General features: G+C 67.6%; 10 protein-coding genes. All 10 read right to left on the bottom strand.

All coding sequences use genetic code 11. The features are described from left to right. Nucleotides 1–1,172, bottom strand: a 1,172-nt coding sequence (locus AC6LJ5_RS29135) for a heme biosynthesis HemY N-terminal domain-containing protein (protein WP_498142323.1), incomplete at its 3' end; no start/stop codon positions are given. A gap of 5 nt (nucleotides 1,173–1,177) precedes the next feature. Next, on the bottom strand, nucleotides 1,178–2,386 hold the full coding sequence (locus AC6LJ5_RS29130) for a uroporphyrinogen-III C-methyltransferase (protein WP_498142322.1): 1,209 nt from the start codon (nucleotides 2,384–2,386) through the stop codon (nucleotides 1,178–1,180). A gap of 37 nt (nucleotides 2,387–2,423) precedes the next feature. Beyond that, on the bottom strand, nucleotides 2,424–3,233 hold the full coding sequence (locus AC6LJ5_RS29125) for a uroporphyrinogen-III synthase (RefSeq protein WP_392409595.1): 810 nt from the start codon (nucleotides 3,231–3,233) through the stop codon (nucleotides 2,424–2,426). Continuing rightward, on the bottom strand, nucleotides 3,233–4,177 hold the full coding sequence (hemC, locus tag AC6LJ5_RS29120; RefSeq protein WP_498142321.1) for a hydroxymethylbilane synthase: 945 nt from the start codon (nucleotides 4,175–4,177) through the stop codon (nucleotides 3,233–3,235). Before hemC ends, AC6LJ5_RS29125 begins: the two co-directional genes overlap by 1 nt. A 6-nt stretch (nucleotides 4,178–4,183) precedes the next feature. Continuing rightward, on the bottom strand, nucleotides 4,184–4,306 hold the full coding sequence (locus AC6LJ5_RS29115) for a hypothetical protein (RefSeq protein WP_255414623.1): 123 nt from the start codon (nucleotides 4,304–4,306) through the stop codon (nucleotides 4,184–4,186). Further along, a complete protein-coding gene (locus AC6LJ5_RS29110) occupies nucleotides 4,293–5,012 on the bottom strand; it encodes a TerC family protein (protein ID WP_498142320.1) in 720 nt (239 codons plus the stop codon). The genes AC6LJ5_RS29115 and AC6LJ5_RS29110 overlap by 14 nt, the downstream gene beginning before the upstream one ends. Nucleotides 5,013–5,132: 120 nt before the next feature. Next, nucleotides 5,133–5,831 carry a TerC family protein gene (locus AC6LJ5_RS29105; RefSeq protein ID WP_103273467.1) on the bottom strand — a complete coding sequence of 233 codons (699 nt, stop codon included), beginning with the start codon at nucleotides 5,829–5,831 and terminating at the stop codon, nucleotides 5,133–5,135. A 279-nt stretch (nucleotides 5,832–6,110) separates the two neighbouring features. After that, a complete protein-coding gene (gene sucD / locus AC6LJ5_RS29100) occupies nucleotides 6,111–6,992 on the bottom strand; it encodes a succinate--CoA ligase subunit alpha (RefSeq protein ID WP_006388410.1) in 882 nt (293 codons plus the stop codon). 103 nt (nucleotides 6,993–7,095) lie between these two features. Beyond that, nucleotides 7,096–8,256 carry an ADP-forming succinate--CoA ligase subunit beta gene (gene sucC / locus AC6LJ5_RS29095; RefSeq protein ID WP_103273466.1) on the bottom strand — a complete coding sequence of 387 codons (1,161 nt, stop codon included), beginning with the start codon at nucleotides 8,254–8,256 and terminating at the stop codon, nucleotides 7,096–7,098. Between the two features lie 10 nt (nucleotides 8,257–8,266). Next, nucleotides 8,267–8,869 carry a DUF2889 domain-containing protein gene (locus AC6LJ5_RS29090; RefSeq protein ID WP_103273465.1) on the bottom strand — a complete coding sequence of 201 codons (603 nt, stop codon included), beginning with the start codon at nucleotides 8,867–8,869 and terminating at the stop codon, nucleotides 8,267–8,269. Nucleotides 8,870–8,976 lie beyond the last annotated feature (107 nt).

The following is an 8,976-nucleotide window of genomic DNA, read 5'->3' as shown; positions in this document are numbered from 1 at the left end:
GTCGCCAGGCGCCAGTGGCGCACGGCGTCGGCCGGACGCTCGAGGCGGTCGTACAGGCTGCCCAGCAGCGCGTGGGTCTGCGCGTCGTTGCGGCGGCTGACGCTGCGCAGCAGGTAGCGCTCGGCCTGGCCCCACAGCTGGCCGTTCAGGCAGAGCATGCCCAGGGCCGTCAACAGCTCGGGATCGGTCGGACGCGATTGCAGCCAGGACTCGGCGCGCGCCAGGCGACGGGACACCTGCGAGGCGTCGCAGCGGGCGTAGGCCGCGACCAGCGCGGGATTGAACTTCACGGCGACCGCCGCTTCCAGCACGCGGGCAGCCTCGGCCGCCTCGCCCGCCGCTTCGAAGGCGGCGGCGCCGGCCAGCGCAATCTCGGGCAGCAGGCGCTCTTCGGCCTTCAGGTCTTTCCAGATGGCGCGCCAGCCGTCGTTGGCGGCCGCGGCGCGCAGCCTGGCGGCGCCGGAGGCGTCGATCAGTTGATCGGCCTCCTGGCGCGGCAAGGCATTGCGGCGCACCAGCGCGCGCGCCAGCGAGAACATCTGATCGTGGTGATTCAGCGCCGCATGCGCGCGCAGCAGCAGGCGCATGGTGTGCAGGTGGCGGGCGCCGCCGTCGGCCAGCGGCGCCAGCACGGCCAGCGCGCGCTCGGCGCGGCCCTGGTCCAGCAGCATGTCGGCGGACACGGTGGCGGTGGCTTCCAGCAGGCCGGGGTCCGTGCCGGCGTGTTCCTGGGCGCTGGCCAGGAAGCGATCACGGCGATCGAACTCGCTCAAGCCGTGCGCCGCGCGCGCCGAGGACAAGGCGGCCAGCACGCGGCGCGTCTGCACCTTGGTCTGGTCGAGCAGGCGGGTCAGGTCTTTCTCGGCTTGCGAATAGCGGCCTTCCAGCAGGCTGATCCAGCCGCGCTCGAGCAGTTCGTGGTCGCGCGCCTGGGCGCGCTTGCCGCGCCAGACCCGCACGCGGTCGGGAATGGCCAGCAGCCAGGCCAGCACGCGCAGGCCCACGTACAGCACGACGAAAGCGGCGACGATCAGCAGCACGGCCAGCGTCAGCGACATCTCGATGCGCCACGGCCATACCAGCAGCAGCACATTGCCCGAATGCGAGCGCAGCACCACCGCCAGGGCAACGGCGACGACGGCGAGCAGCAGGGTCCAGAACCAGGTACGCATAGGCCTCAGTCCTGCCCGCTGGTCTTGAAGCCGGCGGCGCGCAGGGCGGCCACGGCGTTCAGGCTGTCGGCCACCTCGGGCATGCGCACGGCGATGTCGGTCTGGGCCAGTTCGCGCGCCACGTTCTGGGCGGCGACGGTATCGGGCGAGCGGCCGTCGAAATACTTGGCCAGCGCGCCGCCGACATGGTCGAGTTCGCTCTTCCAGACGGCGGGCTGGCGCATCAGCATGGCCAGTTGCACGGTCAGGAGACGCTGGCGCAGCGTGCCGCGCAGCTGGTCGGCCTGTTCGGGCGACAGCAGCAGCGCGGCGGGTTCGTCCACGCGCTGGATGGTGATCAGGCCGCCCAGCTCATGCGCCAGGGCCGAGCCGGCGCGGCCGGGCCAGGAGGCGATCTCGGCGCGCCAGCGCTGCCACCAGGGCGCGTCGGCGGGCAGGCCGGCCTGCGGATCGACAGCGGGCGCCGAGGCGGCCACGGGCTGGCCGGCGGGCACCACGGCTTGCGCGGCCACGTCCGGCACCAGCAGCGGCGCCTTGCTGATCAGCACGCTCAGGCGCTCGATGCGGGCGGCCTGGGCGGGAATGTCGACGGTGGAGACCGCGCGCAGGCGGTCCAGGTCGCCGTTGATGGCCTGTTGCAGGCTGGAGAAGCGCGGACGGTCGGCGCGCGCCAGGCGCGCCTGGGCGGTTTCCAGCGCGACGATGGCGTTGGAGACGTTGCCGGCCAGGCGCAGCTGCTGGTTGGCCAGCGTCAGCAGGCGTTCGACATCGTTGGCCAGCAGTTCGTCGCTGGCGCTGTCGTTGAAGTTCTGCCAGGCCTGCTGCAGCGCGTGGTACTGGCTCTGGGTCTCGCGCACCGTGTCTTCCAGCTCGCCCAGGCGACCGGCCTGGGCCTGCGCCAGGGCCAGCGCTTCGCGCGTGTCGCGGCGCGCCTGCGCCAGATCGGAGGACAGGGTGTCGATGCGCTGGGCGACTTCGCGCCCGGCGCTCATGAATTGCGTGCGTTGCTGCCACAGCGCGTAGCCCAGGCCGGCGGCCAGCGCGATGGCGATGGCCAGGGCGGTGAGCATGGGTCCGTTGCCGCGCTTGGCCGGACGGACGGCGGAGGCAGTGGAGCCGGCTGGCGCGGAACTGGCCGGAGCCGACGCGGGCGCGCCGGCGCCCTGGACGGCCGCCTGGGCGGCCGGATCGGTAGCGGGAGTCTTCTCTGTCATGACGCGATTGTATTCGGTGTTGGTCCGAAGCAACGAATCAAGCGGCAACAAATGCCTGGAAAATCGAGTCGTCGTTGGGCAAGCAGATTTTTACCATCGCCGCGCCGCTCTCGTCATGACCAGGGCGGCCGACGCGCCTGGCCAAGGACGGATGCGTCAGCACGAAACCGCAGCCTTCCCACCAGGCTTGCAGGCCGGCGGCCCGCAGATTGGCGAGCGCGGCGTCGGCGCCCTCCCCGCTGGTGATGAGCCAGGTGGCGGGAAGCCCGGCTTCGGCCCTGCGCTTGAGCGGCGCCAGCGATTGCGCCTCCCAGACCGCGGGCTGCCGGTCGTAGGCGGCGTGTCGCGCCACCCGCACACCCTGCGCGGCCAGGGTGTCGCCCAGCCAGTCGCGGCCCTGCGTGCCGCGCACCAGCAAGGTGCGCGCGGGCAGCGCGGGCAGTCCTTGCAGCACGGCCCACAGGGCTTCGGAATCGTGGCTGGGCGCGTCGGCCGGCGGATGCAGGACTGTTGTATTCGCGCCAAAGCCGGGCAGTTCGCGCAGGCCTTGCGCGCTGGCCGGGCCGACAGTGGCGGCGATCACGGCCGGGGGCCAGGAAAAGCCGCCGCGCGCGCGGGTCAGCTGGTCCAGGTACAGGCGCGCCGCGTTGCCGCTGACGAAGACCACCATGTCGTAGTCTTCCGGCATGGGCAGCCCCTCCAGGCAATCCAGCGGAAGGATCTCCAGCGCGGGCAGCACGCAGGCTTCCCAGCCGTGCGCCCGCAGGCGCGCGGCCAGGGCCTCGTTGCGCCCCGAGGGCCGCGTCAGCACCGCGAGCGGCGGCATGGCGGCGCTGGGGTCGGCCATCACGCGGGCCGGTCGTCTTGCAGCAGTTCTTGAAGGATGGCGGCCGCGCCCGCGTCCAGCAGTTCGCGGGCGGCCGCCACGCCGATCGCCTCGGCCTCGGCCGCCGGGCCGCTGCGCTCGGCGCGCACCATGCGCACGCCATCCGGCGAAGCCACCAGCGCGCGCAGCGACAGCGCGTCGCCGTTCAGTTCGGCGAAGGCGGCCAGCGGCACCTGACAGGAGCCGCCAAGCTCGCGCGACACGGCGCGTTCGGCCAGCACGCAGGCGCGCGTGCCGGCGCTGACCAGCGGCGCCAGCCAGGCGCGCATGTCGTCGCGGTCGTCGCGGATCTCGATGCCGAGCGCGCCCTGGCCCGCCGCCGGCAGGCTGACGGCCGGATCGAGCAGGCTGCGGATGCGCCCGCCCAGGCCCAGGCGTTCCAGGCCCGCGGCGGCCAGCACGATGGCGTCGTAGTCGCCGCGATCGAGCTTGCCGAGCCGGGTGTCGAGGTTGCCGCGCAGCGGCTTGACCGCCAGCTGCGGATGGCGCGCGCGGATCTGCGCCTCGCGGCGCAGGCTGGACGTGCCGACGACGGCGCCCGCCGGCAGCTCGGCCAGCGTGGCGTAGGTGTTGGAGACGAAGGCGTCGCGCGGGTCGGCGCGCTCGAGCACGGCGCACAGCTCGAACGGGGCCTGCAGATCGACCGGCACGTCCTTCAGGGAGTGCACGGCCAGATCGGCGCGGCCGTCGAGCAAGGCGGTTTCGAGTTCCTTGACGAACAGACCCTTGCCGCCCACCTTGGACAGCGTGCGGTCCAGGATCTGGTCGCCCCGGGTCGTCAGGGTGAGGAGTTCAACCGCGCACGCCGGATACAGCGCGCGCAGCCGGTCGCGCACATGCTCGGCTTGCCACAGGGCAAGCCGGCTGGCGCGGGTCGCAATGACCAGGCGTTGCGGTTGGGACACGAGTCATCAAACGAAGTTGGAGACGATGACCGTCGCAACCACGCCGATGATGGCCAGCACGAACAGGCCCTGAAGCAGGCTCAGGCCCGATTCGGATTGCTGGGGGTCGACAGTCCTACGCAGACTCATGTGCGGATTCCTTGCTTGCGGTTTTGCGGCTGGCCAGCCAGCGGCCGAGGCCGACCACGACCAGCGCGCCGATGATTTCAGCCGCAATTTTAACCTCAGTGGACTGCTCGCCGAATTGATTCACGACAAATGCATCCGTGACAATCATGCCGCCGGCGATCCAGCCCAGCAGCGCGGCGCCGAAAGTGACGACCAGCGGATAGCGGTCGATGAGCTTGAGCACCAGGGTGCTGCCCCAGATGATGATGGGCACGCTGACGATCAGGCCGAACACGACCAGGCCGATCTGGTGGTCGGCGTGCGCGTTCTGGGCGGCGCCGGCGATGGCGATGACGTTGTCCAGGCTCATCACGAAGTCCGCGATGATGATGGTCTTGACGGCGGCGGCGATGGAGGTGCCGCCCTTGATGTTGCCATGCGCGTCATCCTCGGGGACCAGCAGCTTGACGCCGATCCAGACCAGCAGCAGGCCGCCGACGACCTTCAGGAAGTAGACGTTCAGCAGCGTGAGGGCGAAGGCGATCAGCACGACGCGCAGGATGATGGCGCCCGCGGTGCCCCACAGGATGCCCTGCATGCGTTGCTTGGGTTCCAGGTTGCGGCACGCCAGCGCGATGACCACGGCGTTGTCGCCGCCGAGCAGGATGTCGATGAGGATGATCTGGAATACCGCTGCCCAACTCAGCGTCTGGAAAAACTCAAGCACTTTGAACCCCCGAAGGCATTATTTGCACACAAAAGAATAGCCGGTCCCGGTCCGGCTGAACCCGCCGCGTCGATCGCGCGGCGGGGAAATTCAAAACAACAGATTATTGTAATTCAGCTTTCAGTCAGCTTTCCGCCGAGCCAACATGATTTTGCCGATGGCCAGCACCAGCAGCGCCCCCAGCACGCCCGCCATCAGCTCGAAGCTGTGCTGCGTGACGCCCAGCGCGCTGTCGATGCGCGCCACGGGCTCCTGCAGCGCCGGATCGCCAACCAGCAACTCGCCCGCGATGAAGCCCAGCAGCGCGGCGCCCACCCAGACGATGACCGGGAAGCGCTCGATGACCTTGAGCAGCAGCGTGCTGCCGAAGATGACCAGCGGAATGCTGATGGCCAGGCCCAGCACCAGCAAGGTGGTGTCGCCCATGGCCGCGGCGGCCACGGCCACCACGTTGTCCAGGCTCATCACCAGGTCGGCGATCATGATGGTGCGGATCGCGGTCAGCAGATTGCCTTGCGCATGGCCGCCGCCCTCGTCCTCGCCTTCCGGCAACAGCAGCGAGACGCCGATGTAGACCAGCAGCAGCGCGCCGATCAGCTTGAGCCACGGCAACAGCAGCAGTTTCGCGGCGACCAGGGTCAGCACGATACGCATGATGATCGCGGCGGCCGAGCCGATCACGATCGCTTTTTTCTGCTGCTGCGCAGGCAGCGAGCGCGCGGCCAGCGCGATCACCACGGCGTTGTCGCCCGACAGCAGGATGTTGACCCAAATGATCTGGAGCAGCGCTATCCAGAATGCCGCTGAACTGAGTTCCATACCCTCTCTTTCCTAGACGTGATCCCCCTAGGACAAACCAAATGAATGGATGAATGTAGACAAACAGAGCGCACTGACCGTCTCGGCGCGAGCCCGACGGCATTCTTGCTGGGTACGCAAAGGATTTCTTTCATTATAGTTTCGTTCAGCTTTCCGTATGTTTGGACGAACGCGGTTTGAACGGGGGATTTCCCTAGGGAGCGCGTCCTTTCATGCGGCGAGCGAACGAAAAAAAGCCCGCCGAGGCGGGCTTTCTTTCTGCGCGCGACTGTAAGAGGCTTACAGCACCGACTTGAGCAGCTTGCCCATTTCGGAGGGGTTGCGCGTGGTGCGGATGCCGCAGGCTTCCATGACTTCCAGCTTGGCGTCGGCGGTGTCGGCGCCGCCCGAGATCAGCGCGCCGGCGTGGCCCATGCGCTTTCCGGGAGGAGCGGTGACACCGGCGATGAAGCCGACGACCGGCTTCTTCATGTTGTCCTTGGCCCACTGAGCGGCGTTCACTTCGTCCGGACCGCCGATTTCGCCGATCATGATGACGGCGTCGGTGTCGGGATCGTCATTGAACATCTTCAGCACGTCGACGTGCTTCAGGCCGTTGATGGGGTCGCCACCGATGCCCACGGCGCTGGATTGGCCCAGGCCCAGTTCGGTGACTTGCGCCACGGCTTCGTACGTCAGGGTGCCCGAGCGGCTGACGATGCCGATGCGGCCCTTGCGGTGGATGTGGCCCGGCATGATGCCGATCTTGATTTCGTCCGGGGTGATCAGGCCGGGGCAGTTCGGGCCCAGCAGCAGGGTCTTGCTGCCCTTGGCCTTCATGCGGTTCTTGACTTCCAGCATGTCACGGACCGGGATGCCTTCGGTGATGCAGATCACCAGATCCAGTTCGGCCTCGACGGCTTCCCAGATGGCGGCGGCGGCGCCCGCGGGCGGCACGTAGATGACGGACACGGTGGCGCCGGTGTCGGCCTTGGCGTCCTTGACCGACGCGAAGATCGGCACGCCTTCGAAGTCCTCGCCCGCCTTCTTCGGGTTCACGCCAGCCACGAAGGCGGCCTTGCCATTGGCGTACTCACGGCACATGCGGGTGTGGAACTGGCCCGTCTTGCCCGTGATGCCCTGGGTGATGACCTTGGTGTCCTTGTTGATCAGAATCGACATTTGCAAATCCTTGGAATTACTTTTACCGCCGGGCCGCCCCAAGGTAAAAAGCGCCCCCTTGGGGGGCAGCTAGCCACGAAGGGGCGCGGCGTGGGGGCAATATTTACTTGACGGCGGCTACGACGCGGGTGGCGGCTTCGGCCATCGTGTCGGCGCTGATGATCGGCAGGCCGGATTCGGCCAGCATCTTCTTGCCGAGTTCTTCGTTGGTGCCCTTCATGCGCACGACCAGCGGCACGTTCAGGTTGACGGCCTTGCAAGCCGCGATCACGCCTTCGGCGATGACGTCGCAGCGCATGATGCCGCCGAAGATGTTGACCAGGATGGCCTTCACGCTCTTGTTCTTGAGCATGATCTTGAAGGCTTCCGTGACCTTCTCGGCCGTGGCGCCGCCGCCGACGTCCAGGAAGTTGGCCGGCTCGCCGCCGAACAGCTTGATGGTGTCCATGGTGGCCATGGCCAGGCCGGCGCCGTTCACCAGGCAGCCGATGTTGCCGTCGAGCTGGATGTAGGCCAGGTCGAACTTGCTGGCTTCGATTTCAGCGGGATCTTCTTCGTCCAGGTCGCGGTAGGCGACGATTTCCGGGTGGCGGAACAGGGCGTTCGAGTCGAAGTTGAACTTGGCGTCCAGGGCGATGATGTTGCCCTTGCTGTCGCGGTTCAGCGGGTTGATTTCGACCAGCGAGGCGTCGGTGTCCATGTAGCAGGTGTAGAGCTTCTGGAACACGTCCACGGCCTGGGCGGTCGAGTCGGCGGGCAGGCCGATCGCGTTGGCGATCTTGGTGGCCTGCTCGGCGGACAGGCCGGTCAGCGGGTCGATGTATTCGGTGATGATCTTCTCGGGCGTGGAGTGGGCCACTTCCTCGATGTCCATGCCGCCTTCGCTGGAGGCGATGAAGGCGACCTTCTGGGTGGCGCGGTCGGTGACCAGCGACACGTAGTATTCCTTCTGGATGTCGGCGCCGTCTTCGATGTACAGGCGACGCACCTTCTGGCCTTCCGGACCGGTCTGGTGCGTGATCAGCTGCATGCCCAGGATTTCCGAGGCCAGCTTGCGCACATCATCCAGCGAGCGCGCCAGCTTCACGCCGCCGCCCTTGCCCCGGCCGCCAGCGTGGATCTGCGCCTTGACGACCCAAACCGGTCCACCCAGCTTTTCAGCGGCAGCCACGGCCTCGTCGACGGAAAGAGCGGGAATACCGCGCGGCACGGGGACGCCAAATTGCTTCAGCAGTTCCTTGCCTTGATACTCGTGGATTTTCATGTGTTACCTGTCAGGACGTATGAGAAAAAGAAGGTGAATCGGAGGCCGAACCGGCGGATGCCTCAGCGCTATCCCCGGTGTACCACTTGGGATAGTGCTCAGCCACCACGGGGCCGTCGGTGCGCAGGGCATGACAGCCATCGAGTTGGAACGGACGCCGGTTGGGGTTGCTTTCCTGCCGCCGCTGGTTGGCCATGGTCTGGACCGCCGCGGTGGGAAGCACCTGCGACAGCTCGGTCATGTGCGTACAGCCCGCCACGTGCCCGAAGCGCTCCTTGACCTGGCGGCGAAACCCCTTGAGCAGGTTCATGCCGATCAGATCAGTGTAAGCGGGTTCGATGGCCATGCAATGACCGCCATAAGGGGCCGCGTCATAGACGGCCTGCGCCGCCACGATGGTGAAATCGCCATCGATGGTGATGCGCAGGTGCATGTGATGGATGGGGTCTCCGGCCTTGAACACTTCGCCGTCGCGCTTGGGAAAATCGTACGCCTTGACGTCGATCAGCTCGGCTTCCAGATCCCAGAGGCCGCCGTCGCGCGCATAGGACTGCACGCGTATGGAACGCGTGTGCAGCGGCTGGCGAGGGTAATCCGGCGGTGGCAAGGGCATGCTGGGGCCTGCGGGGCGAAGATGGCCGGCGCACGGCGTGGAAAAACTTGTGCGCGGCAACAAAACCTTCAAAGTATAGCGCAGGCGGCCCCCGCTCAAGCCCCCCC

The organism is Achromobacter sp. 1011791174 (assembly GCF_059760925.1).
This window is presented reverse-complemented; position numbering and strand designations above follow the sequence as displayed.

Bases quoted from the DNA above. Each gene is read 5' to 3' on its own strand.
- AC6LJ5_RS29130 (WP_498142322.1), bottom strand. From the start codon at position 2,386: ATGACAGAGAAGACTCCCGCTACCGATCCGGCCGCCCAGGCGGCCGTC.
- AC6LJ5_RS29125 (WP_392409595.1), bottom strand. From the start codon at position 3,233: ATGGCCGACCCCAGCGCCGCCATGCCGCCGCTCGCGGTGCTGACGCGG.
- AC6LJ5_RS29115 (WP_255414623.1), bottom strand. From the start codon at position 4,306: ATGAGTCTGCGTAGGACTGTCGACCCCCAGCAATCCGAATCGGGCCTG.
- AC6LJ5_RS29105 (WP_103273467.1), bottom strand. From the start codon at position 5,831: ATGGAACTCAGTTCAGCGGCATTCTGGATAGCGCTGCTCCAGATCATT.
- sucD (WP_006388410.1), bottom strand. From the start codon at position 6,992: ATGTCGATTCTGATCAACAAGGACACCAAGGTCATCACCCAGGGCATC.
- sucC (WP_103273466.1), bottom strand. From the start codon at position 8,256: ATGAAAATCCACGAGTATCAAGGCAAGGAACTGCTGAAGCAATTTGGC.
- AC6LJ5_RS29090 (WP_103273465.1), bottom strand. From the start codon at position 8,869: ATGCCCTTGCCACCGCCGGATTACCCTCGCCAGCCGCTGCACACGCGT.